Source organism: Pseudomonas sp. NBRC 111139 (genome assembly GCF_001753955.1).
Taxonomy (GTDB): Bacteria; Pseudomonadota; Gammaproteobacteria; order Pseudomonadales; family Pseudomonadaceae; genus Aquipseudomonas; species Aquipseudomonas alloputida.
Window position 1 is genome coordinate 15,564 of the sequence record NZ_BCBP01000023.1, and the last position, 24,465, is coordinate 40,028.

General features: G+C 60.9%; 20 protein-coding genes, 1 tRNA gene and 2 pseudogenes. 11 read left to right on the top strand and 12 right to left on the bottom strand.

Annotated elements, in window-relative coordinates; genetic code table 11:
- Nucleotides 1-263: 263 nt before the first annotated feature.
- The 4 genes from BJQ17_RS07485 to BJQ17_RS07500 are packed head-to-tail and all read left to right on the top strand — an operon-like array spanning nt 264 to nt 5,822.
- Complete coding sequence (locus BJQ17_RS07485; protein ID WP_003251317.1) at nt 264-1,427, top strand: isovaleryl-CoA dehydrogenase; 1,164 nt, start codon at nt 264-266, stop codon at nt 1,425-1,427.
- 19 nt (nt 1,428-1,446) lie between these two features.
- The gene (locus BJQ17_RS07490) at nt 1,447-3,054 is read left to right on the top strand and encodes a carboxyl transferase domain-containing protein (RefSeq protein ID WP_004576464.1); all 1,608 of its coding nucleotides are present in this window, start codon (nt 1,447-1,449) and stop codon (nt 3,052-3,054) included.
- A 3-nt stretch (nt 3,055-3,057) separates the two neighbouring features.
- Nucleotides 3,058-3,873 (top strand): gamma-carboxygeranoyl-CoA hydratase, encoded by an 816-nt coding sequence (locus BJQ17_RS07495; protein ID WP_070095827.1) that lies wholly within the window; start codon nt 3,058-3,060, stop codon nt 3,871-3,873.
- A complete protein-coding gene (locus BJQ17_RS07500) occupies nt 3,870-5,822 on the top strand; it encodes an acetyl/propionyl/methylcrotonyl-CoA carboxylase subunit alpha (RefSeq protein WP_070095828.1) in 1,953 nt (650 codons plus the stop codon). The genes BJQ17_RS07495 and BJQ17_RS07500 overlap by 4 nt, the downstream gene beginning before the upstream one ends.
- 298 nt (nt 5,823-6,120) lie before the next feature.
- Here the strand turns inward: BJQ17_RS07500 and BJQ17_RS07505 are convergent, their stop codons facing one another.
- Both BJQ17_RS07505 and BJQ17_RS07510 read right to left on the bottom strand, forming a co-directional pair.
- A complete protein-coding gene (locus BJQ17_RS07505; RefSeq protein WP_175442713.1) occupies nt 6,121-6,786 on the bottom strand; it encodes a LexA family transcriptional regulator in 666 nt (221 codons plus the stop codon).
- A 65-nt stretch (nt 6,787-6,851) separates the two neighbouring features.
- Nucleotides 6,852-7,505 carry a LexA family transcriptional regulator gene (locus BJQ17_RS07510; protein WP_003251326.1) on the bottom strand — a complete coding sequence of 218 codons (654 nt, stop codon included), beginning with the start codon at nt 7,503-7,505 and terminating at the stop codon, nt 6,852-6,854.
- A 130-nt stretch (nt 7,506-7,635) separates the two neighbouring features.
- Between BJQ17_RS07510 and BJQ17_RS07515 the strand changes: the two genes are divergently transcribed.
- Both BJQ17_RS07515 and BJQ17_RS07520 read left to right on the top strand, forming a co-directional pair.
- On the top strand, nt 7,636-7,935 hold the full coding sequence (locus BJQ17_RS07515) for a DUF6124 family protein (protein WP_003251328.1): 300 nt from the start codon (nt 7,636-7,638) through the stop codon (nt 7,933-7,935).
- 450 nt (nt 7,936-8,385) lie between these two features.
- The gene (locus tag BJQ17_RS07520; RefSeq protein WP_004576461.1) at nt 8,386-8,901 is read left to right on the top strand and encodes a DUF4880 domain-containing protein; all 516 of its coding nucleotides are present in this window, start codon (nt 8,386-8,388) and stop codon (nt 8,899-8,901) included.
- A 133-nt stretch (nt 8,902-9,034) separates the two neighbouring features.
- On the opposite strand, the pseudogene tssM reads toward BJQ17_RS07520, so the two are convergent.
- Nucleotides 9,035-12,596 (bottom strand): annotated as a pseudogene (gene tssM / locus BJQ17_RS07525) (type VI secretion system membrane subunit TssM).
- On the opposite strand from tssM, the gene BJQ17_RS29775 reads away from it, so the two are divergent.
- The 4 genes and pseudogenes from BJQ17_RS29775 to BJQ17_RS07545 all read left to right on the top strand — a co-directional run bounded on the left by BJQ17_RS29775 (nt 12,596) and on the right by BJQ17_RS07545 (nt 16,308).
- Nucleotides 12,596-13,801 carry an RHS repeat-associated core domain-containing protein gene (locus tag BJQ17_RS29775; protein ID WP_256559498.1) on the top strand — a complete coding sequence of 402 codons (1,206 nt, stop codon included), beginning with the start codon at nt 12,596-12,598 and terminating at the stop codon, nt 13,799-13,801. The pseudogene tssM and the gene BJQ17_RS29775 overlap by 1 nt on opposite strands.
- Nucleotides 13,791-14,309: a hypothetical protein gene (locus tag BJQ17_RS07535; protein ID WP_070095830.1), complete on the top strand. Its 519-nt coding sequence runs from the start codon at nt 13,791-13,793 to the stop codon at nt 14,307-14,309. Before BJQ17_RS29775 ends, BJQ17_RS07535 begins: the two co-directional genes overlap by 11 nt.
- 232 nt (nt 14,310-14,541) lie before the next feature.
- A pseudogene (locus BJQ17_RS07540) lies at nt 14,542-14,970 on the top strand (type IV secretion protein Rhs); the annotation flags it as partial.
- 660 nt (nt 14,971-15,630) lie between these two features.
- A complete protein-coding gene (locus tag BJQ17_RS07545) occupies nt 15,631-16,308 on the top strand; it encodes a DsbA family protein (protein ID WP_070095832.1) in 678 nt (225 codons plus the stop codon).
- A gap of 157 nt (nt 16,309-16,465) precedes the next feature.
- On the opposite strand, the gene BJQ17_RS07550 is transcribed toward BJQ17_RS07545, so the two are convergent.
- The 7 genes from BJQ17_RS07550 to BJQ17_RS07580 form a co-directional block, all read right to left on the bottom strand.
- Nucleotides 16,466-16,541, bottom strand: a tRNA-Gly gene (locus BJQ17_RS07550).
- Nucleotides 16,542-16,604: 63 nt separating this feature from the next.
- The gene (pgsA, locus tag BJQ17_RS07555) at nt 16,605-17,165 is read right to left on the bottom strand and encodes a CDP-diacylglycerol--glycerol-3-phosphate 3-phosphatidyltransferase (RefSeq protein WP_003251374.1); all 561 of its coding nucleotides are present in this window, start codon (nt 17,163-17,165) and stop codon (nt 16,605-16,607) included.
- A 33-nt stretch (nt 17,166-17,198) separates the two neighbouring features.
- Nucleotides 17,199-19,022, bottom strand: a complete 1,824-nt coding sequence (gene uvrC / locus BJQ17_RS07560; protein WP_003251376.1) for an excinuclease ABC subunit UvrC — start codon at nt 19,020-19,022, stop codon at nt 17,199-17,201.
- 6 nt (nt 19,023-19,028) lie between these two features.
- Nucleotides 19,029-19,667, bottom strand: a complete 639-nt coding sequence (gene uvrY / locus BJQ17_RS07565; RefSeq protein ID WP_003251380.1) for a UvrY/SirA/GacA family response regulator transcription factor — start codon at nt 19,665-19,667, stop codon at nt 19,029-19,031.
- Nucleotides 19,668-19,730: 63 nt separating this feature from the next.
- On the bottom strand, nt 19,731-20,120 hold the full coding sequence (locus tag BJQ17_RS07570) for a helix-turn-helix domain-containing protein (protein WP_070095833.1): 390 nt from the start codon (nt 20,118-20,120) through the stop codon (nt 19,731-19,733).
- Between the two features lie 107 nt (nt 20,121-20,227).
- Nucleotides 20,228-20,671, bottom strand: a complete 444-nt coding sequence (locus tag BJQ17_RS07575; protein WP_070095859.1) for a GNAT family N-acetyltransferase — start codon at nt 20,669-20,671, stop codon at nt 20,228-20,230.
- Nucleotides 20,672-20,681: 10 nt separating this feature from the next.
- Complete coding sequence (locus tag BJQ17_RS07580; protein ID WP_070095834.1) at nt 20,682-21,068, bottom strand: DUF488 domain-containing protein; 387 nt, start codon at nt 21,066-21,068, stop codon at nt 20,682-20,684.
- Nucleotides 21,069-21,196: 128 nt separating this feature from the next.
- Here BJQ17_RS07580 and BJQ17_RS07585 point away from each other — a divergent pair, with 128 nt between their 5' ends.
- A complete protein-coding gene (locus BJQ17_RS07585) occupies nt 21,197-22,813 on the top strand; it encodes an inorganic phosphate transporter (protein ID WP_003251390.1) in 1,617 nt (538 codons plus the stop codon).
- Between the two features lie 332 nt (nt 22,814-23,145).
- Here the strand turns inward: BJQ17_RS07585 and BJQ17_RS07590 are convergent, their stop codons facing one another.
- The gene (locus BJQ17_RS07590; protein ID WP_003251392.1) at nt 23,146-23,841 is read right to left on the bottom strand and encodes a glutathione S-transferase N-terminal domain-containing protein; all 696 of its coding nucleotides are present in this window, start codon (nt 23,839-23,841) and stop codon (nt 23,146-23,148) included.
- Nucleotides 23,842-23,928: 87 nt separating this feature from the next.
- Nucleotides 23,929-24,426, bottom strand: a complete 498-nt coding sequence (locus BJQ17_RS07595) for a PaaI family thioesterase (protein WP_003251394.1) — start codon at nt 24,424-24,426, stop codon at nt 23,929-23,931.
- Nucleotides 24,427-24,465 lie beyond the last annotated feature (39 nt).

A 24,465-nucleotide genomic window follows, 5' to 3' on the forward strand; every position in this document is an offset into this window, starting at 1 on the left:
GATTTACGTTTACGTAAAGGTGACGAGTGGATTGACAGTGCCTCCCCGCAGGTTTACGTTAACGTAAAGGTGATGAACGATACCGGAACCTCCGGCATGACGCCGACCCTTGCAGGAGCGGGCTTGCCCGCGAATGCGATCACCCAGGCAATGACGGTGGTCCTGCTGACGCATTCGCGGGCAAGCCCGCTCCTACAGGGGTCGGCGGTTAGGCTTTGAGCTACGGTGTTACCCAATTTCCAAGAACAAGAAGGTGCCCCAGCATGCATTACCCCTCCCTGAACTTCGCCCTGGGCGAGACCATCGACATGCTCCGCGACCAGGTGCGCACCTTCGTCGCCGCTGAACTGGCCCCAAGGGCCGCGCAGATCGACCACGACAACCTGTTCCCCGCCGACATGTGGCGCAAGTTCGGTGACATGGGCCTGCTGGGCATCACCGTACCGGAAGAGTACGGTGGCGCTGGCCTGGGCTACCTGGCCCATGTGGTGTCGATGGAAGAAATCAGCCGTGGCTCCGCCTCGGTGGCGCTGTCCTACGGCGCCCATTCCAACCTGTGCGTCAACCAGATCAACCGCAACGGCACCCATGAGCAGAAGCTCAAGTACCTGCCCAAGCTGATCAGCGGCGAGCACATCGGCGCCTTGGCCATGAGCGAGCCCAATGCCGGCTCCGACGTGGTGTCGATGAAACTGCGCGCAGAAAAACGCGGCGATCACTACGTGCTCAACGGCAGCAAGACCTGGATCACCAACGGTCCAGACGCCAACACCTACGTGATTTACGCCAAGACCGACCTGGACAAGGGTGCGCACGGCATCACCGCGTTCATCGTCGAGCGTGACTGGAAGGGCTTCAGCCGCAGCAACAAGTTCGACAAGCTTGGCATGCGTGGGTCCAACACCTGCGAGCTGTTCTTCGACGGCGTGGAAGTGCCGGCAGAGAACATTCTGGGCCAGCTTAACGGCGGCGTGCGCGTCCTGATGAGCGGCCTGGACTACGAACGTGTGGTGCTGTCCGGCGGCCCGACCGGCATCATGCAAAGCTGCATGGACCTGGTGGTGCCGTATATCCACGACCGCAAGCAATTCGGCCAGAGCATCGGCGAGTTCCAGCTGATCCAGGGCAAGATTGCCGACATGTACACCCAGCTGAACGCCAGCCGCGCCTACCTGTATGCCGTGGCCCAGGCCTGCGACCGTGGCGAGACCACCCGCAAGGATGCTGCCGGGGTGATCCTGTACACCGCCGAGCGCGCCACGCAAATGGCCCTGGAGGCGATCCAGATTCTTGGCGGCAACGGCTATATCAACGAATTCCCGGCTGGGCGCCTGTTGCGCGACGCCAAACTGTACGAAATCGGTGCCGGCACCAGCGAAATCCGCCGGATGCTGATCGGCCGCGAACTGTTCAACGAAACCCGCTGAACATAAGGGACGGGCGCACATGGCTACCTTGCACACCCAGATCAACCCGCGTTCGGCAGAATTTGCCGTCAACAGCGCGGCCATGCTCGAACAGGTCCAGGCCCTGCGCGGCTTGCTCGCCCAGGTTGCCCAGGGCGGCGGGCCCAAGGCCCAGGAACGGCATACCTCGCGTGGCAAACTGCTGCCGCGCGAGCGTATCGACCGCCTGCTGGACCCGGGCTCGCCGTTCCTCGAGATCGGCCAGTTGGCCGCCCATGAGGTGTACGGCGAAGACGTGCCAGCGGCGGGCGTGATTGCCGGCATCGGCCGCGTGGAAGGCGTGGAATGCATGATCGTGGCCAACGACGCCACGGTAAAAGGCGGTTCGTACTACCCGCTGACGGTGAAGAAGCACCTGCGTGCACAAACCATCGCCCTGCAGAACCGCCTGCCGTGCATCTATCTGGTGGACTCCGGCGGCGCCAACTTGCCACGCCAGGACGAAGTGTTCCCCGACCGCGAGCATTTCGGGCGCATCTTCTTCAACCAGGCCAACATGAGCGCGCAAGGCATCCCGCAGATCGCCGTGGTGATGGGCTCGTGCACCGCTGGCGGCGCCTACGTGCCGGCCATGGCCGACGAAGCGATCATGGTGCGCCAGCAGGCGACCATCTTCCTCGCCGGGCCGCCGTTGGTAAAAGCCGCCACCGGTGAAGTGGTGAGCGCCGAAGACTTGGGGGGCGCCGATGTGCATTGCCGCACCAGCGGCGTGGCCGACCACTATGCCGACAACGACGAACATGCCCTGGCCCTGGCCCGGCGCAGCGTGGCCAACCTCAACTGGCACAAGCAGGGCAAGCTACAACGCCTGGCACCGGTGGCACCGCTGTATGCGGCCGATGAGCTGTACGGCGTGGTGCCGGCCGATGCCAAGCAACCGTTCGACGTGCGCGAGGTGATCGCCCGCCTGGTCGATGGCTCGGTGTTCGATGAGTTCAAGGCGCTGTTCGGTACCACGCTGGTGTGCGGTTTCGCCCACCTGCATGGCTACCCGGTGGCGATCCTGGCCAACAACGGCATCCTGTTCGCCGAAGCCGCGCAAAAAGGCGCGCACTTCATCGAACTGGCCTGCCAGCGCGGCATCCCTTTGCTGTTCCTGCAGAACATCACCGGTTTCATGGTCGGCAAGAAATACGAAGAAGGCGGCATCGCCAAGCACGGCGCCAAACTGGTCACCGCCGTGGCCTGCGCCCAGGTGCCGAAGTTCACGGTGATCATCGGCGGCAGCTTTGGTGCCGGCAACTACGGCATGTGCGGCCGCGCCTACGACCCGCGCTTCCTGTGGATGTGGCCCAACGCACGGATTGGCGTGATGGGCGCCGAACAGGCCGCCGGGGTGCTGGCCCAGGTCAAGCGCGAGCAGAGCGAACGCAGCGGCCAGCCATTCAGTGCCGAAGACGAAGCCAGGCTCAAGCAGCCGATCCTCGACCAGTACGAGCGTCAGGGCCACCCCTATTATTCCAGCGCCCGCCTGTGGGACGACGGCGTCATCGACCCGGCACAGACCCGCGACGTCCTCGGCCTGGCGTTGTCTGCCGCGCTGAACGCGCCGATCGAACAGAGCCGCTTCGGCATTTTCCGGATGTGACCCATGAGCGATTTCAGCACCCTTGAAGTGATCCGCGACCCGCGCGGCTTTGCCACCCTGTGGTTAAGCCGCGAGGACAAGAACAACGCCTTCAACGCGCAGATGATCCGCGAGCTGATCGTGGCCATCGACCAGTTGGCCGAAGACGCCAGCCTGCGCTTTGTGCTGCTGCGCGGCCGTGGCCGGCACTTCAGCGCCGGTGCCGACCTGGCCTGGATGCAGCAGTCGGCACAACTGGACTTCAACACCAACCTGGATGACGCCCACGAACTGGGTGAGCTGATGTACGCCCTGCACCGCCTCAAGGCCCCGACCCTGGCCGTGGTGCAAGGCGCAGCCTTCGGCGGCGCACTGGGCCTGATCAGCTGCTGCGACATGGCCATCGGCGCCGAGGACGCCCAGCTGTGCCTGTCGGAAGTACGCATCGGCCTGGCCCCGGCGGTGATCAGCCCGTTCGTGGTCAAGGCCATTGGCGAACGCGCCGCGCGACGCTACGCCCTCACCGCCGAGCGTTTCACTGGCGTGCGCGCCCGCGAGCTGGGCCTGTTGGCCGAGGTATACCCGGCCAGCGAACTGGACGACCACGTGGAAGCCTGGATAAGCAACCTGCTGCAGAACAGCCCACAAGCATTGCGCGCCACCAAGGACTTGCTGCGCGAAGTGGACGACGGCGAACTCAGCCCGGCCCTGCGCCGTTACTGCGAAAACACCATCGCCCGTATCCGCGTCAGCGCCGAAGGCCAGGAGGGCCTGCGCGCTTTCCTGGAAAAACGCCGCCCTGCCTGGCAAACCGTTGACAAGAAGGAGCCGCGCCCATGAGCCGCCCCGCTTTGACCACCCTGCTGGTCGCCAACCGCGGCGAAATCGCTTGCCGGGTGATGCGCACCGCCAAGGCCATGGGCCTGACCACTGTCGCCGTGCACAGCGCCACCGACCGTGACGCCCGTCACAGCCGCGAAGCCGACATCCGCGTCGACCTGGGCGGCACCAAGGCTGCCGAAAGCTACCTGCTGGTCGACAAGCTGCTGGCCGCAGCCAAGGCCAGCGGCGCCCAGGCCATCCACCCTGGTTATGGCTTTCTGTCCGAGAACGCAGGTTTCGCCCGCGCCATCGAGCAGGCCGGGCTGATATTCCTCGGCCCACCGGCCAGCGCCATCGACGCCATGGGCAGCAAATCGGCAGCCAAGGCGCTGATGGAGGCCGCCGGCGTGCCGTTGGTACCGGGCTACCATGGCGAGGCCCAAGACCTGGACACCTTCCGCGCCGCGGCCGAACGCATCGGCTACCCGGTGCTGCTCAAGGCCAGCGCTGGCGGCGGTGGCAAGGGCATGAAAGTGGTCGAGGAAGAAAGCCAGTTGGCCGACGCCCTGGCGTCGGCCCAGCGAGAGGCACAGTCGTCGTTCGGCGATGCGCGCATGCTGGTGGAAAAGTACGTGCTCAAGCCGCGCCATGTCGAAATCCAGGTGTTTGCCGACCAGCACGGTAACTGCCTGTACCTTAACGAACGCGACTGTTCCATTCAGCGCCGCCATCAGAAGGTGGTGGAAGAGGCCCCTGCCCCCGGCCTGTCGCCCGAACTGCGCCGGGCCATGGGCGAAGCGGCGGTGCGTGCCGCCCAGGCTATCGGTTACGTGGGTGCTGGCACCGTGGAGTTTCTACTTGATGCACGTGGCGAATTCTTCTTCATGGAGATGAACACCCGCCTGCAGGTGGAACACCCGGTCACCGAGGCCATCACCGGCCTGGACCTTGTTGCCTGGCAAATTCGCGTGGCCTGTGGCGAAGCCCTGCCGATCACACAGGAACAGGTGCCGCTGATCGGCCATGCCATCGAAGTGCGCCTGTATGCCGAAGACCCGGCCAACGATTTTTTACCCGCGACCGGCAAATTGGCGCTGTACCGTGAATCGGCACCTGGCGAAGGTCGGCGGGTGGACAGTGGGGTCAGCGAAGGCGATGTGGTGTCGCCGTTCTACGACCCGATGCTGGGCAAGCTGATTGCCTGGGGTGAAAACCGCGAACAGGCACGCCTGCGCTTGCTGGCCATGCTCGACGAGTTTGCCATTGGCGGATTGAAGACCAACATCGCCTTCCTGCGCCGCATTCTCGCGCACCCTGCGTTCGCGGCGGCAGAGCTGGACACCGGCTTCATTCCCCGCCACCAGGATGTGCTGCTACCGGCGCCACGTGCGCTGCCGGCCGGCTTTTGGGAAGCGGCAGCCGAAGCCTGGCTGCAGGGCCAGGCGGGGCATCAGCGCGAAGACGATCGCCATTCGCCGTGGAGCGGGCGTAATGGACTTCGCTTGGGCCTGCCGGCACGCAGCAGCTTGCATCTGGTGAGTGCTGGGCACGATCAGGCAGTGGCCCTGGAACGCAGCGCTGCTTCTACCTGGCAGCTGCAAGGTGAGCAGTTGGTGCATGACCAGAACGGCGTGCGTCGCCAGCATCTGGCAATCCATCGGGGTGGCACGCTGTACCTGCACTGGGATGGCGAAATGCATGCCATCGAAGCCTTCGACCCGATTGCCGAGGCCGAAGCCAGCCACAGCCATCAGGGTGGGCTGGGTGCGCCCATGAACGGCAGTATCGTGCGGGTGCTGGTCGAACCTGGGCAGGTGGTGGAAGCCGGTACTGCGCTGGTGGTACTGGAGGCCATGAAGATGGAGCACAGCATTCGTGCGCCGCATGCCGGCACAGTGAAGGCGCTGTTCTGCCTGGAGGGGGACATGGTCAGCGAAGGGACTGTGCTGGTCGAACTGGTGGAATAACGGTGCCGTAGGGCCGCTTTGCGGCCCTAACGCAACACAAGGCCGCCCCTGCAACAGCCCGTAGGAGCGGGTTCACCCGCGAAGAGGCCGTGACTGCTGGCCAATTTCCACCCGCCGTTCACGGTTGCCGCCGCTACCGTATTCGCGGGTAAACCCGCTCCTACGCAGATTGGTGGTGGACACACACCGGAGGTTGGACACAGCCCGTCCTGTAGGAGCGGGTTCACCCGCGAAGAGGCCGTGCCTGCTGGCCAATCTCCATCCGCCGTTCACCGTTGCCGCCGCTACTCAAACCCTTTCAAAAGGCCCCATGCACCCGCACGATCACCCCAAGAAATTCGCAACCCTCTTCGCACAACAGCGCCGGGTAGTTACTGTTCAATGCCTTCAGATAACGCTGCCCACCTTCCTCGGCCAGCTCGCGGAAAAACGCCGGTTTGCCGGGCTGACGAGCGATAACCAAACGCCCCGCCTCAGCCTCTACACCCGGGTCCACCAGCATCCGCATGCCCTGCGGCACACTGCGGCCACTGACAGCGCTCATGGCATCGTTTTCCACGGTTAGCCAGAACGCCTTGCCCTGTGCCAGGTAGTCAGTCTGCTCGAAAACAGCAGGCTCTACAGCCGTTGCAGCCTCTAACTCACTCCAACCCAGCACCGGGTAACGGAAGCAGACGATGTATCGCATGAGGTCGGGTTCGTCATCATCGTCATCCACCCCAGAAACACAACGTTCACCATCAGCCTGCCCGTGAATACGCAATTGCAAGCGGACGCAGTAGTGGGGCATGCCAATCTCAACCAAAGTGCGGTTCATCGACTCGAGCTTCGGTTGGCGCCGCTTGTTCACCCAATGTCCTACACTGCCTTGCGACACGCCTACGCGCTCGGCAAGCTGCTCTTGGGTAAGCCCTAATTCCTCCATCCGGTCGCGAACGAGGGCAATCCACTTATCCATGTTCATGGCTGGCATGCCCCTCACGTATAGCGGCCTTGTGGCGTGACACAGCTTCGCAGCAACCCGGCAGCCTAGAAGGCCCCATGTACCCGCACCACCACTCCCAGAAACGCGCAGCCTTCTTCACACAAAACCGTCGGATAGCGCGTATTCAGTGGCCTGAGCATCTTGTCTCCACCCTCTTCGACCAACTGCCGCAATACCGCCGGGCGCCCCGGCTGCCGTGCAATGACCAACCTGCCGGGCTGTGCCTCCAGCCCGGTATCTACCAGCACGCGCATGCCCTCGGGCACGCTCTTACCACTGGCCGCGTTCATCGAGTCGTTTTCCACCACCAGCCAGAACGCATTGCCGGCGGGCATATAGTCCGTCTGCTCATGGGACGTGCTCGTTTCAGGCAATGGCCCCTGCAGGTCAGCCCAACTCAGCACCGGGAAGCGGAAGCTGGCATAGAGCAGCGCCTCGGCTGAAACCGGCTGCTCGGCCGTATAGAGCCCTTGCGCTTCACGCACGATGTCGCGCTCGACCACCATGACCTGGGCTTCCAGAAACACCAGCCCAAGCTTCTCCAGCTTTTCATTGATGGTTTCCAGCGTCGGCCGACGCGTGCCACGCAGCCAATGCCCCACGCCCCCCTGCGTCATGCCCAGGCGCTCGGCCAGTTGGAGCTGACTGAGGTTATGTTCGCGCTTGTAGCGCTTGAGAAATGCGTTCCAGTTTTCCATGAGCGGCAACAATACGGACTGTATTAACCGCTGCAATACACAATCTGAATTATTTATTTGGCACTACATAGTACAGCTTGACCTATTCTGTGATTCCAGTGTGCTTGAAGGGAAATCAGCAGGTATTGCCATGAAACCATCGAAAAACGACGAAACAGATCTCGACAGCGAAGCCGCACGCCGCGCGCTCGACTATTACCTCAACCCCAACCCACCGCGGCCCACCCTGGACAACAGAATCTGGACCCTGCACGAAGGCGTAACCGGCGACCAGGCCCAGGAACACGCCATCGCCCTGCTGCGCTGCGCTGCAGCCACCGCCCAGGAAACCGCCACTCACCAGCACGGCAGCCAGCGAGAACTGACGTTCGCGTTGATGCACATGATGGACATGGCTCGCGCACTGCTGGAGCACAAACGCACCGAGTGAGCGGGTTTATAGACAAAAAAGAAGGGAGAGAACGTGATGGCCAGGTAACGGCAAAGGCCCCGATTGCCGGGACAAGGAAGCGCGCCGGTAAAACTTTTTTACCGGATTAGCGAAAATTCATTTGACTGGCAAATGATAACGATTATTATTGCACTCAGCTGATCGCGAGATCCGCTGGATAACCTGAAAGCTTAGGTCGCTCTCAGATTATCTCCTCATCAGGCTAATCACGGTTTTTGACCCGGCTTTTTTGCCGGGTCTTTTTTTTTGGCTCTTCAGGCTAATGAAGATCGTGATGGCGCGCATGATAGCAAAGGTGTTTCAGGGCGTGAACGCTCGTTACAAAACTTTGCGGAATCAGCACTTGAGAATCAATCTCGTTTCGCCTACGCTGTTTCCGCATCAAGGAAGATGCCCCCCTCCTCCCCTTTATAGAGCAAGGAGCTGTCCATGACCCGTCTGCTGCTGCCCCTTGAGCACCCCACGCCTGCTGCCGAGCACGATGCCGACGATGCCCTGCTGCATGCACTGAAGCGGCTACCACGGCGCGTACAGCAAGTATTTCTGCTCAACCGCCTCGATCAGCTGGACTTCGCCAGCATCGCTGCGCGCCTTGACCTGCCACTGGCGACTATCGAGCGCAACATGGGCCAGGCGCTGCAGGCTGGCCGCTCGCGCCGGGATGTGCTGGCGAGCGTGGCCGGGCAATGGTATGTGCGCTTGCAGAGCCCGCAGGTGACGGCGTGCGAGCGTATCGACTTCCGCCGCTGGCTGGATGCCGATACAGCGAACTTGCAGGCGTTTCACGATACGGAACTGCGGTGGCGCAGCCTGCTGGCGCCGGCACGGCAACTGGGCCATGACGGCTGGTATCGGCAAGGCCGGGCGGCGCTGTCGCTGGGCGGCTGCTCGGTTGCGGTCGGGCTGGGTGTGGCGGCGTTGGTGCTGGTTGGGTTCTGGGCTTGATCAGCGCTTCAGCATGCCTGTACGTCCCCGCCCCTGAGCATGCACCGTGCGCATGTCCGACTTCAGCTGCTCGATAGCGTGGGTACAGTCATGCAGTGCCTGGACGCGCTCTTCGTTTCGCACCGCCTCCTGCTTACATGACAGGCACATCCGCCTGTTCGACCAACGCCACCCTGGCTGGCTGTTGCAACAACCCTCGGGGCAACCGAAAACCTTTGAACGGTTGTTGAGTAATTGGGTTGAAGGCCTTTTCCGCGTTCAGCCGATAGCGCATCACACCATCACCCGTCCTGAAGCTCAGGTCCACGCTGGTTGCCGTACGTCCATTGAGCGAACCGCGGCTGAGCAGGCGGAACATCGACCAAGGCCCTCGATACTCCAGGCTGCTGCTATTGCCGTTCTGCCTGAGCAGGGTCAGGTTGCTGCGCACGTGTTGCCCCAAGGTATTGGGCCAGACAATGCCGGTGATCTGACTTGGGCCGTGGGTGTAGGAAATCAGCTGGCCATCCAGATCCAGCAGGCTGGTGCGTTGATTTGCACTGAGCCCCAAAGGCTCGATGCTGAACTGCACGCTGAGGTTACCGCGCTGATCAAAGAACGTTTCGCGGATGCGATCAGCCAGTGCCAGCTGCTCGATCACATCGGGACGGATCAGGGAACGCCCCTGCAGACCAGCCTGCAAGGCTTCCAGATTGTCCTTGAGGAAAAGCTTCAGGTATTGATCCTGGAAATGCTGCAGTCGCCCCTTCGGTCCGAAGAACGCTTCAAAGTCTTCCAGCGAAGCGTCGGGTGCCCTGACGACGAATGGGTAGCGCTCGGCCAGGCGCTGCTGGAAGAAGCTGTAGACTTCAGCATCCCACCGTCGCTCCAGCTCGCGCAGCGCTTCAACGTTCAGCACTTGCGCCGTTTGCTCTGCCACCTTTCTGACGTGATGGTTGATTGGCTCCGGCAAGCCAGTGGCGATGCGTTGCAAGGTGCCGATGGGGTCGTGCCCGGTCATTGAAAAGCGCTGATGCACCGCGTGCAGCGCGGCCTTGCCCCGGTCTGGGCTACCCTGTACCGCCTTGGCATAGTCGTGGACGGCGGCTATGGCTGCGTGCATTTCATCGTAGTAGCTCGGTTTTTCGCCTGCAGCGTGCAACATGGCGCTCAAGCCTGCAAACGCCCGCTGGATGGCCAGCGCGTGTTGTTGCTCGGGCTTGCTGTTGACCGAAACAAGCGAGGGGGCCTCATCCGCCACGCCAACATTCACCGGTGATGACAGCGAACTGTTGTCGCGAACCGTCTCCAGCAATCGGTGCACCGGTGCCGCTGGCCCGGCCAACTGTTCAAGGATCGTGACGCCATGATCCAGGTCTCGAAAATCCGCCACGGAGAATGCGTTCAAGGCGCGGCGCCAGCTGTCGATGTAGTCGGCGCTGTACAGATTGCGCAGGCGCTCGTTCAGCGCAGCCTGGTCGGCATCGGAGTAGTCCAGTTGAGCACGTTCCCCCAGTGCCCACTGGTCGATCATTGCCATTTCCGTAAAGCGCTGACTACGCGGTTCAAAATACTCCTTGAAGCCTTTGGCGGTGAGCATGGCCGCCAGCAAAACACCGTTGTCGCCCTGGCTCGAGCCGGAAGACGGCTGGTAAACGACATCGAACGCAGGGCCCACCTGATGACGCAGGTCCAGACCAGTATGCAACTGCTCCTGGGCCTGCTGCTTCAGGCCCGCATACACGCGTTGTGGCAACGGCACCTTACGCAGGGTCTGCTGCACGTCGCTGACCCGCTGGCGATACTGCGGCAGGTCGGTATCCGCGTAGGCCAGGGCATACTTCAGGTGCCGCATGAGGTCACGTTGCAGCTGCCCCTGGCCGGGGAAGGCCTGTTGCCACTGTCGCGCCATCCAGTCCTCGACCCATTCCGCTCGGCGGTTCCGGCGATCCTCGAGCATCCGGTAAACCCGGAGCGCGGCCATTTGCTGCTCGCTGCCGGGGGGGCGCCGCATCCATGGTATCGATCACGCCACTGGCCAACGCAGGCAGGAAGCGCCTGGACAACAAACTGAGGTACGCCTCATCCACGGTCGGCCCGATGGCACGGCCCTGATACAGCCCCAGATCAGCAACACCCGGCCACGCAGCGCGGTAGTCGCCAAACACTGCTACCGCATCGCGGATCTGGTCCAGCGGCGCCAGCAAGTTGCGCCCGGTCGGGTCCAGACGCTGATCCACTTCGTGATGGCTGTATTCCCGGCTCTTGGCCAGCACGCTGGCGGCCTTGACGCCATTGATGTCGAAGTAACGATGCCAGCTGGCAATAGCGATACAGAAGGCCAGAACGCCTACAGAAGCACCCACCCACAGCAATTGGCGCTTGCGCCGTGCCACCCTGACGTTGTCGCCGGCAAGGCCGGCCTCCTTGTAGATGACCCGCCCAAAGGCCTGTTGAATGAAGTAGGCCAACGCCTTGCCCTGCGCCTTGCCCTCCAGCAAGGGGAGGCTGGTCTTGTAAGGCTGCGCCGCCTCACGGACAAAGGCGTTGCGCACGTCACCGTGCTGTACGACTGACGACCAATACACACCGCGCACCAGCGCCGGGGTGGTGAAACGGTCACTTGCCAAGGTCTCGCGCAGAAAACTCAACAGCATTGGACGCAACCCGAGCAACTGCCTATGCAGTGAGTAGAGACGTGAACGCAACGCAGGGCTACCCTGCACGTCCAGATGATCGATCACCTGCTCGAACAGCTGCTCCAGCAACCGATCGTAGTGTTCGCCATACTCGCCCAGCCAAGCGTCGAAGGTGTCGACAGCATCCAGCTTGAACGTGAATCCAAACAGGCTGTTGCGCTTGGCGGCCGAAAGCTTGTTGTAGAATTGGTCGAAGCCGTCCAGCAGATCGAATTTGCTCAACACGACATACAGCGGCAAGCGCGAGCCCAACTGGCTGCTCGCCTCGTAAAGACGTGTGCGCAGCAGGTGGGCAAGTGCCGTGCGTTGCTCGACGGTACCCTGCAGCAGCGCGGGCAGGTCGACAACCAGCACCAGGCCGTTTAGGGCTCTCTGGCTTCGATTGCGCTGCAGCCAATCCAACAGATGCTGCCACAGTTTGGCTTGGGTTCCAGACGGTACCGAAGACTCAACGTCAGTGGAGTCACTGCCCAGCGAATCTGCGGGGCCGTTCTGGCTGATAAAGGCACCGGGCGGGTCGATGATCACCGCGTCATTGCTGATCCACCACCCCACGGGGTAGGCGAGCGCCTGCGCTGGCCGTCCCCGTGCCTGCGCCTTGTCGATGCGGGTCAACGAGAAACTTTGATCGGTGCAGTCAATAAAGCTGCTCTTGCCGGCCTGCCTGGCGCCCAGCACGAGGTACCACGGCAATCGGTACAGCGCACGACGCCCACCGGCATTGTCCAGGTAGCGTGCGAGCCCTTGGCTCAACGCCTTCTCTTGTGCATGAACGAACGGTTGCGCCGGATCCACCTCGGCAGCCATCGCCTGCTGACGTTCTGCTTGCAAGCGGCGAAAGCGCGTTCTCAAGACAACCAGCCAGCACAACAGCGCCACCAACACGAACACCAGGCTGGCCATACTACGATGCGCCACACTGGCCAACGGCTGCTGATCGCGCCACGTCCATTGCGGGCCGAGCCACCAGATGGCGACCAGCATCAGCACAGCGCCAAGCCCAAGTAGCAGCGGCATTGCCAGACCGATACGACCTCAACGAGCAACTGCAAACCGTTCAGCAGTCACGCCCCAACTGGCAAGCCACGCAGGTCGAGGATTTCAAGTACGACAAGGCCGGCAATCTGTTCGACGGCCCCAAGCTCAATGGCCTGATCAAGCACAACCGGGTGTTGGTGTATCAGGACAAGCGCTACCGTTATGACCGCTTTGGGCGGCTGTGCGAGAAGCGGATCGGTAGCAATTGGGTACAGTATTTCGAGTATGACGCCGAGCAGCGGCTGGTTTGCGTGGAGCAGTACCGCAGTGGCGAGCGTGAGCGGGTGGTGTTTGCCTATGACCCGTTGGGGAGGCGGATTAGCAAGGAGGTTTATCAGAGGGACTATCCAGAACCGCGTCGGCGGGTGTTGTTTCACTGGCAAGGGTTGCGCTTGCTGCAAGAAGTGCAGAGTGGGCTGGCTAGCTTGTATGTGTATGCCACTCCGGACAGTTACGAAGCCCTGGCACGCATTGACGGGCGGCCCGGCAGCGAAGAAATCAATTACTTTCATACTTCTTTACCAGGTTTACCTGAGCAACTTACAGATAGTAAAGGGCGCACCATTTGGCGGAGTGAGTTCCGGGGATGGGGAACCCCTACAGACGAATGGCATTCTCAGGAAGAAGCGAGGGAACAAAATTTAAAATACCAAGGACAATACTACGATCGCGAAATAGCACTTTCCTACAACACATTCAGATTTTACGATGCCCACAGCGGTCATTTCACGCAACCTGATCCAATAGGAATTTCCGGCGGCGCAAATCTCTACAGATATGCACCGAGCACAACAAACTGGATAGACCCACTCGGTCTATCCTGCAATCAATCTACTCCAACAATACCTACTTTAATTTTGCGCCTACGTGCCACCCTAAGGCTTTACCCTAAAATTACAGATCCGAGAACTGGGCGCAGCATTCCATTCCCAACCCAAATAGACGGCAAAGTACCTCTCTCACATCGCGTACCATGGGGCGCATCCGAACGTGGTGCATTCATTAAAGGATGGTATGATCGGGGGTATGCGACGCCTCGCGGAGGTTGGGGCGAGTATGATATACATCACATAAAACCCCGTGAATATGGTGGCGATAATAAATTCTGGAACCTAGTTCCCGTTCAGCGTAAAACCCACCAAGAAATGTATAACAAATTCTGGCAAGAATATAATGAACCATGAAAAATTAAGATTGATAGTAAAAAAAATAAAGTCCGAATGGAGCAGCCCACGAACCGCCTTCCACTTCGGAGAGGAGTGCCCCTTTCTACTAACCTCCTCGTTTTCCGCTGGGGCCACCGAACGAAAAATATCTAAGATACCCACACAGATGCGTAGCGAACTTAAAGAGCTTTGGAGAATCAGCGAAAAAACAGAGTTATTTAAGGATCAGCTATACCAGCAGTGGGGAATTGAAATACTTACCCCAGAAGAGTGCATCACTGAAACAAGCAACCAGCAATACACAAGAGCCAAGGACGTACACGAAAACGATCTTATATTTGGCCGTTTTTACGGCGATTCCGAGCTTTTATTGATAACTGATAAAGGTAATATTTTGTTATGCATGCCTTTAGACCCAAGGAAAGAATGGCCAGAACTTGCGAAAACCTTGTCAGACTTCTTGGAAAATTTAATAAACTCCCAAGGAGCCAAATATTGGGAACCCCCAAAACCCAAGAACCCTTGAAACATTGAAACAATGAAACAATGAAACAATGAAACAATGAAATATAAAAGCACTGAAGCAATCTTCAAAATAGCGCTAAATAGCTGAGTCGCCTGAGCCCGAGTGATTCCTTTCGTCATTGACTTAGAAAGCTTGATCCTCTTCCATTTGTAGGTCGTTGAGCATGTAACTAAAGAGCTGAACCGGGCTTTCGACATCGGTCCATTGAATTCCAGTGCTCTCGCCTGAATTTCCAGACGAGCAGCCACCGCTGTCCGACAACGCCCCGCCGACACGGACGACTGCCATCCGCCACGACTTTGAACGGGACGCCATCGGCCGGCTTGTCAGCAAGCGCACTGAAGATGGCACCACCGACTATCGCTACGACGCGGCCGACAATCTGCTGTCCATCACCTTCACAGACAATCAAGGCAAGAAGCAGCAACTCGACTACACCTACGACGCCAACGGGCAACTGCTCAGCGAAACCAACAGCGCTGGCTTGCTGCAGTACCGCTACGACGAACTGGGCAACCTGCAGACGCTAGTCCTGCCCGACCAACGCGAACTCAACCACCTGTACTACGGTAGCGGGCACCTGCACCAGATCAACCTGAACGGCCGGGTCATCAGCGATTTCGAGCGTGATGCGGTGCACGACGAGGCCCTACATACTCAATGCAAGGCGGACTCTCCGTACTGCACCAGTAAACTCGCTCAGGATAGGGGGGCGTCCAAAGTGGCAATGGCAAACATCAGCGAGAATGCCATGCTCCTTAAGAACCTGCACAATCATCTGCTCGCCGTCATCGCGTGGAAAATCCGTTGATTCGTGCGTCAATCCAGATACGCAAGACAAGGCAACAGGACCAGAGAGTAACGCTTCAGCCGCTTGCCCGATTCGCCTTGGCCTACCTGAGGAATCAAACCGCGAATCCCCTCGCGAGCAAAACCGAAGCTCAGAAAAGCTGGCTGATTGAGCAGGGCTTCCAGGTTCAGGCATGCACCTGCGCTGACGCATGCTGCCTGCAGGCCATGCGTTTAAGGGGCAGCGGGACATCGTGTGAATTTACTTCCAAACCGCCGCGGCGCCACTTCTATCGAAAGCGTTTAACCCCGCAGCGTCCATCGTTGAAACAAAGAAGGAGCCGTAGCTCCGCACCGTGCCACCCGTTCGTAACTGGCACCGGCGATGACGGAACCTGAAGAGCAAGCCAGCGTCATAGCCTCATGCAGCAACTCGGCATCAGTGGACTCGATGCCGCCCTCCGCATGACTCAGGATGGAAACGGCGCAACGGTTTCGAGCCGTTCGATCTGGAATTGCCAGGAGCAACAACATGCGCAAACGGATGAGTGCAACCAACCTAAAGTGGGCCTGCGGCTGGCTCGCAGCTGCGGTTTTGGCACTGTGCTGGTGGCTGCCGCTACCTTTTCGTTCCACCGCCGATGATGGCCCGCCGCGGATCTACGGCAACCCCGAAGCGCGCTTCACCCTCACCCTCTACGCCGAACTCGAATGCCCGCACTGCCAGGCCTACCTGCCGCAACTGCAGCGCTGGATCGTCACCAACGATCACGTCAACCTGGCCTGGCATCACCTGCCCCTCCCCCAGCATGAACCGGCCGCCAGTCGGGAAGCGCGGCGGGTCGAATGCCTGGGCCAGCGTGAGGGGCGCGAAGGCGTTTGGGGGGCGGTGCTCTGGGTCTACCTGCATACTCAAGGCCACGGCCGTGGGTTGGCTGCTGGACACGACTATCCGGACATCGGCCCGTCCCTGCAACGCTGCCTGGCCGGCGAACAGGCTGCCCAAGTCGTGAACACGCAAAAAGCGCAAGCCTTGGAGAACGGATTCAACGCTACTCCCACGCTGCGCCTGACCGACAATCACACCCAGCACACCCTGATCCTGGAAGACCCAATCGATCCCGATGCCTTGCTGTCCGCAGTGGACCTGTTGAGCGCACCCGAGATCTTTGAAATGCCCGCTGACGTGATCAGCGATATGTCCAGGTAGCCCACGGCGTCACGGCCAGGGCGCCGCGTTGTGGTGTTTGTACTTGAATTTCGTGGAGGGAGGGGATTGAGACAGAATGCATTCGAACGAAAAAAGGCCCCGAAGGGCCTTTTTTCAACGACTTACAGACTTCGACTGAAACCTGTAGATCTTTATTTGGAGCGGGAAACGAGACTCGAACTCGCGACCCCGACCTTGGCAAGGTCGTGCTCTACCAACTGAGCTATTCCCGCGTCGTGATGGGTGCCATTCTAGCGATTTCTAAAACAGCGTCAACCCCTTGATTCAAAAAACTTTTATTTTTTTTCCGAGCCTTCGCGCAGGTGCGGCCAGGCGGCTAGCAGGTAGTGCACCATCGACCACAGCGTCAGCCCCGCTGCCACCAGCAGCAGCCCGTAGCCCAGGATCACCCAGAAGGTCACCGCCGGTGGGTTGCCCAGCAGGATCACCAGCGCCAGCATCTGCGCCGCAGTCTTCCACTTACCGAGGTTGGACACCGCCACATGCGCCCGCGCGCCTAGCTCAGCCATCCACTCGCGCAGCGCAGACACCACGATCTCGCGGCCGATGATGACCGCGGCGGGCAGGGTCAGCCAGAAGTTGGCGTGGGTCTGCACCAGCAGCACCAGGGCCACTGCCACCATCAGCTTGTCGGCCACCGGGTCGAGGAAGGCGCCGAACGGCGTGCTCTGCTGCAGTCGACGCGCCAGGTAGCCGTCCAGCCAATCGGTGGCGGCGGCTACGGCGAATACGCTGCTGGCGGCCATGTAACTCCACTGATAGGGCATGTAGAACAGCAGAATGAAGCACGGAATGAGCAGGACGCGTAGAACGGTGAGCAGGTTTGGAATATTCATCGGTACGACTGGCTGCAAGTTGAGCCCGGCATTCTACTCGCTATGCAGGCTGGCATAAATCGACTCGGCAAGCTTTTTACTGATGCCGGGGGCTTTGGCGATTTCATCGATACTGGCGCGGTTGAGCTCCTGCAGGCCGCCGAAATGTTTCAGCAGGTCGCGGCGGCGCTTAGGCCCTACCCCAGCCACATCTTCAAGGCTGGAGACTCGACGGGCCTTGCCACGGCGGGCGCGGTGGCCGGTGATAGCGAAGCGGTGGGCTTCGTCGCGGATCTGTTGGATCAGGTGCAACGCCGATGAATCGCCCTTGAGGGTAAATTCGTGATGCACATCGTTCAGGTACAGGGTTTCGAAACCCGCCTTGCGTGTAACGCCCTTGGCCACACCCAGCAGGGTGAGGTCGGTGAAGCCCAGCGCCTGCATCACATCGCGGGCCATGTTCAGCTGGCCCTTGCCGCCGTCCACCAGCAGTACGTCGGGCAGCTTGCCCTCGCCGTCCTTGATGCGCCCATAGCGGCGGGTCAGGGCCTGATGCATGGCCGCGTAATCGTCACCTGCGGTGACGCCTTCGATATTGAAGCGGCGGTAGTCGGACTTGATCGGCCCTTCGGGGCCGAACACCACGCAACTGGCCACGGTCGCTTCACCACTGGAGTGGCTGATGTCGTAGCATTCCAGGCGTTGCGGCACTTCATCCAGGCCCAGCACTTCGGCCAGGGCTTCGAAGCGCGCAGCCATGTGCTGGCGGTTGGCCAGGCGGGCATTCAGCGCCTGCTCGGCATTGGTCACGGCCAGTTGCTGCCAGCGGGCGCGGGTGCCGCGTACCCGGTGGCTGATGGTCAGTTCGCGGCCACGCAGCGTGTGCAGCGCTTCGGTGATGGCGTTGAAGTCTTCGTGAACAACGTTGACGATCAACTCACCGGGCAGTTCGCGCTCTGCGTTGCCCAGATAGTACTGGGACAGGAATGCGGCCATGACCTCGGCCACCTCCTCCTCGATGCCCACCTGCGGGAAGAAGTTCTTGCTGCCCAGTACTCGCCCGCCGCGCACGCTGATCAGGTGCACACAGGCACCACCCGGGTTGACGAAGGCGGCGATGACGTCGACATCGCCGCTGCCGCCCTCGATGTACTGCTGGTCCTGCACGCGGCGCAACAAGGCGATCTGGTCACGCAGCTCGGCGGCTTTTTCGAAATCGAGGGCCATGGCGGCCTTTTCCATCTCGGCGTTCAACTCATTGCCCAGTTGCTGGCTACGCCCTTCCAGAAACATCACCGAATGACGCACGTCCTCTGCGTATTCCTCGGCAGTCACCAGGTCGGTGCAGGGCCCTTTGCAGCGCTTTATCTGGTACTGCAGGCATGGCCGGGTGCGGTTGGCGTAGTAGCTGTCTTCGCACTGACGCACAGAAAAGGCCTTTTGCAGCAGGCTAAGGCTTTCGCGAATGGCCCCGGCGCTGGGGTACGGGCCAAAGTAACGGCCCTTGGCCTTTTTCGCCCCACGGTGAATGCCCAGGCGCGGGAACTCGCCATCGGACAGAAACACGTAGGGGTAGGACTTATCGTCGCGCAGCAGGATGTTGTAAGGCGGCCGCCACTCCTTGATCAGGTTCTGCTCCAGCAGCAACGCCTCGGTTTCGTTGGCGGTGATGGTGGTTTCAACCTGGGCGATGCGCGCAACCAGCGCGGCGGTCTTGGGCGCAAGGCCAGCCTTGCGGAAATAGCTGGCCAGGCGCTTCTTCAGGTTCTTGGCCTTGCCCACGTAAAGCAGCCGGGCTTCGCCGTCGAACATCCGGTAAACGCCCGGGCGACCGCTGCAGGTCGCCAGGAATGCGCTGGCATCAAAGACTTGGGACATGAGGTTTTACAGGCTTGCGTCAACCATACCGTGGCGAACGGCCAGCAAGGTCAATTCGACGTCGCTGGTGACCGAGAGTTTTTCAAAGATCCGATAACGGTAAGTATTGACGGTCTTGGGCGAGAGGCACAACTTGTCGGAGATGATCTGCACTTTCTGGCAGCCGACAATCATCAGGGCAATCTGGATTTCCCGCTCGGACAGCGCGTCGAACGGCGAGCCCTGCGGCTGGAACGGTTTCAGCGCCAACTGCTGGGCGATCTGTGGGCTGATATAGCGCTGGCCGGCAAAGGCCAGACGAATGGCCTGGACCATTTCGTCAAGGCCTGCACCCTTGGTCAGGTAGCCGGCAGCGCCGGCCTGCAACAAGCGTGTGGGGAACGGGTCCTCCTCGCACACCGTCACCGCCACTACCTTGATGTCAGGGTGGCTGCGCAGCAGCTTGCGGGTGGCCTCCAGGCCGCCGATGCCGGGCATTTTCACATCCATCAGCACAACGTCCGGTTTCAGCTCCCGGGCCAGTTTCAGCGCCGACTCGCCGGAATCTCCCTCACCCACCACCTGCAGGCCGTCTATGTCGGCCAACATGCGTGTAATACCGGTTCGTACCAGATCGTGATCATCGACCACTAAGACCCTAATCAAGCACACACCTCGTCAGCAGGGCGATTGGATCCCGCCACCTTAACAAAATTTTTCACGGTGGGCCTAACGCATTGCTTCCGTCAGAAACGACTGACGTTCGACTGTGAGAGGCCGCACTATTTGCCGGGGCTTGGCGTCGTTGGCCAACCGCTCCAAAAGGTGCAAGAGCGCCGCCTGATCATCCGACCGCAATTTCCGAAAAGCCCCCAGCAAACCGGACTCATCCGTGTTCAAACCTTCGTGTGCTGCCGGGGTGCGCAGGCCGCTGAGGACATACAACGCATCCACGCCCCGGGTCGCCAATGCCGCCAGGTAATCTAGCCGCGGCGTGCGCTCACCGCTTTCGTACTTGCCCTGAGCGTTGGGCTCGACGCCACCGATATCGCCAAATACACGCTGGGTCATACCCAGCCGCTCACGCTCTTCCCGCAGCCGTGGACCGATTCCGTTCATAGGGGCTTCTCCTTTTCCCTTATCCTCTCAAGTACGGCCTGCCCGCCTGCAGGCAGCCGTAAAGGTGCGGATCCACTATGCCCATGCTCTGCGGTCGCGACAAGCCATCATTTAGCTACTACGTTGATATCCCGCTGCATCCGCACAAAGCATTCGTCTTCACCCATTTCGATGAAGCCATGGCGCTGGTACAGCAGGCGGGCCGGGTTGCTGCGGAACACCATCAGCCGCAACAGAGGAAGGCGCCGCTGCCTGGCCCACAGCGCCAGTTCTTCCAGCACCCAGCTACCGACGCCCCGCCCACGGTGCTCAGGCAACAGGTGCAACTCGCGGATGAACAGCGCCTGGCGGTCCTGGCTGAGGCTGCAAAAACCCAACAGCGTATCGCCTTCGATCACCAGCCACTGCTCGCGCCAGCCCCAGGCCGCGTCGAAGGCGTCCTCGATCCACAGCAGGTCGTATTCACGGTAGTAGGGCAACATGGCGCGGCGCGTAAGGTCGCGGGCGAAGGTGCAGTGGATGTCTTGGGCGGGAATCAACTGTAAGAACATCGCATCGCACTCATTGGGCATAACAAACTGGCGAACTGCCAGGGCCACTCCTGTCCAGTTCGTTTTCCAACCAGTCGGCCAGCACCCGGGCATTGTTGTGCTCGCTGTCCTTGCCGGCATAAAGCAATGTCAGCGTCCCCTTCCTGGCCATGTCCAGCAGCGGGTACCAGTGTTCGGGGTGGGCCGCCAGCGCTTGCTGGTACCGCTGGGTAAAACCGGCGAAATCCACTTCACCCTGATGGAACGCCTTACGCAATTCATTCGAAGGTGCCACTTCGCGCAACCACTGCCCATGGAGGTCTTCCTTGCGTTTGTTGCGCGGCCAAAGGCGGTCGACCAGCACACGCTGGCCATCTTCATCCTCAACCGCATCATAGACACGTTTGCAGCGAATCATGGGCGTCTCCTGCCATTACCGTCCGTCTTGAGCCTAGATAATTCATTGATCGAGGTCACGGCCGGGTTACGAATTGTTTCTATGCTCAAGGCCTTCGGCACTTTCGCCCAACGCCAACCGGAGCCCCCATGGCAACCCCGTCAGTGGCCAGCAGCCCACTACTGGCCAAACACGACGCTCGCCCGCAGCTCTCCCACAAACCTGGGCGTGCCACCTTAACGTTGTTCTTCAGCCTGCTGCTGGCGGGTATCGCCTACACCGCCTGGAGCCTCAAGCAGGATGTGACCGCAAGCGGTACGGTCATCACCACGGCCACACCGTTCCTTCTGCTGGGCCTGGCGCTGGTGATTGCCCTGGGCTTCGAGTTCGTCAACGGCTTCCACGACACCGCCAACGCGGTAGCCACCGTGATATACACCCATTCATTGCCGGCGCCGGTAGCGGTGGTGTGGTCTGGGCTGTGCAATTTCCTGGGCGTGCTTTTTTCCAGTGGCGCGGTGGCTTTCGGCATCATCGCCTTGCTACCGGTAGAACTGATTCTGCAGGTGGGTTCTTCGGCCGGCTTCGCCATGGTCTTCGCCCTGCTGCTGGCGGCGATCATCTGGAACCTTGGCACCTGGTGGCTGGGCCTGCCGGCATCGTCCTCGCACACCCTGATTGGCTCGATCATCGGCGTGGGCGTGGCCAATGCGCTGATGCATGGGCGTGACGGCACCAGCGGCGTGGACTGGGCCCAGGCCAGCAAGGTGGGTTATGCCCTGCTGTTCTCACCGCTGATCGGTTTTGCTTGTGCAGCCCTGCTGCTGCTGGCCCTGCGCGCGCTGGTCAAACGCAAGGCGCTTTACCAGGCACCGGAAGGCCAAACACCGCCACCGTGGTGGATCCGCAGCCTACTGATTCTGACGTGCACCGGGGTCTCTTTTGCCCACGGCTCCAACGATGGCCAGAAAGGCATGGGGCTGATCATGCTGATTCTGGTCGGCACCCTGCCGATGGCCTATGCGCTGAACAAGACCATGCCCAACGCGCAGGCCCTGCAGTTTTCCGCCGTCGCCGAGGTGACCCGCCAGGCACTGGTGCGCAGCAACCCGCAAGCGGCCCCGGATGACCCGCGCCAGGTTCTTACCCTGTTCATTGCCCAGCCCAAGGCCAGCCCGCACCTGGTACCGGCATTGGCGGCGCTGACCGGGATGATCGGCGAAGAGGTCAAAGGCTATGGCTCGCTCAAACGCGTACCGGCTGAAGCCATGGCCAACGTGCGCAACGACATGTACCTGACCAGTGAAGCCATCCGCCTCATGGAGAAAAACCACCTGGTGACATTCGATGCCGACACCCGCAGCCAAGTGCTGTTGTTCAAGGCCCAGCTGGACGACGCCACCCGCTATATTCCGTTGTGGGTGAAGGTGGCTGTAGCCATCGCGCTCGGGTTGGGGACCATGGTTGGCTGGCGGCGTATTGTGGTCACCGTTGGCGAGAAGATCGGCAAGACCCACCTCAGCTATGCCCAAGGCGCATCGGCTGAAGTGGTGGCGATGTGCACCATTGGCGCGGCGGATATGTTCGGGTTGCCGGTGTCGACCACGCATGTGCTGAGTTCGGGGGTGGCCGGCGCCATGGTCGCCAATGGGTCGGGGATTCAGAAACGCACGTTGTTCAATCTGCTGATGGCCTGGGTGCTGACCCTGCCAGCGGCAATGCTGTTGGCTGGCAGCCTGTACTGGCTGCTGAACCACATCTTCTGAACCCGTACGCCGCCTTCTGTAGGAGCGGGTTTACCCGCGAATACGGTAGCGGCGGCAACCGTGAACGGCGGGTGGAGATTGGCCAGCAGGCCCGGCCCTTTCGCGGGTAAACCCGCGCCTACACGACGGCCTGCGCCCAATCACCGACATGTGTCCACCCCCGATCAGGTGTAGGAGCGGGTTTACCCGCGAATACGGTAGCGGCGGCAACGCTGAACGGCGGGTGGAGATTGGCCAGCAGGCCCGGCCCTTTCGCGGGCGAACCCGCGCCTACGGGCCACCGCGCAGGCCTTTCAACGTTTGCACAAGGCAGTTGTCCCTGCACAGGTTGATCAGCCCGGGATTTTCAGGCCACGCTGCACGGCTGGCCGTTCGAGGAAATTCGCCAGCACGCGCTGCACTTCCTTGAACTGGTCGAAGCCCACCAGGTCACGGGCGTTGTAGCGCTCCACCAGGTTGCGCACCCAAGGGAAGATGGCGATGTCGGCAATGCTGTATTCCTCAGCCATCCACTGCCGACCTTTCAAATGCCGATCCAGCACGCCCAGCAGCCGCTTGGACTCGTTGACATAGCGGTCGCGCGGGCGCTTGTCTTCATATTCCTTGCCCGCAAAGAAATGGAAGAACCCGACCTGGCCGAACATCGGCCCGATGCCGCCCATCTGGAACATCAGCCACTGCAGGGTCTGGTAGCGCTGGGCGGGGTCCTGGCTGAGCAGCTGGCCGCTCTTCTCCGCCAGGTACTGCAAGATCGCCCCCGACTCGAACAGCGGCAGCGGCTGACCGCCCGGCCCGTTCGGGTCGAGGATGGCGGGGATCTTGTTGTTCGCGCTGAGCGAGATGAACTCGGGGCTCAATTGGTCATCGTTGTCGAAGCTGACCTTGTGCGCCTCGTAAGCCAAGCCGATCTCTTCGAGCATGATCGACACCTTCACCCCGTTGGGCGTCGGCAGCGAGTACAACTGCAGGCGTTCGGGATGTTTGGCGGGCCATTTGCGGGTAATGGGAAAAGCACTGAGTTCGGTCATGATCAACCTTGCCAAGGGAATGAGCCTGTCACTCTAGAGACATCCCCAGCCGCTGACCATCACCGACCACTCATCAGCGTTGGCAGCTCAGGCCTGGCCGTGGGCCTTGAGCTTGAGCTTTTCGGTATCGACGCGGACAAACACGGAGTCGGCCGTCACCGTCAGTACATCCTCTGCCCAGACTTCGCAGATGACCCGGCTCTTGCGCCCCACTTCGCCTTCGACACGCGCCTTGAGCAACAGCTCGACGCCCATCGGCGTAGGTTTCAGGTAGGTCAGGTTGAGCGTGCCGGTAACGCAGTCGATACGCGGCAGGCTGCCCGGTTCTCGGCCTTCGTTACGGTAGTGGTAGGCCATCGCCGTCCAGTTGGAGTGGCAGTCGACCAGCATCGCCAGCAGGCCACCGTAAACCAGGCCAGGCCAGCCAATGAAGGTGCTGTCGGGCGAGTGCCGGCACACCAGGTGAACACCGTCGGCGTCCCAGTGGCTTTGCAGGTGCAGGCCGCTGGGGTGGGAACAGCCGCAGCCATAGCAAGTACCCTCAGGGGCCGCGAGGGCTTGAAGGGAAAGTGTGTGATCAGTCATACGCTTCCTGTGCTTGTTGGAATGGGGGCGCGCAACGCC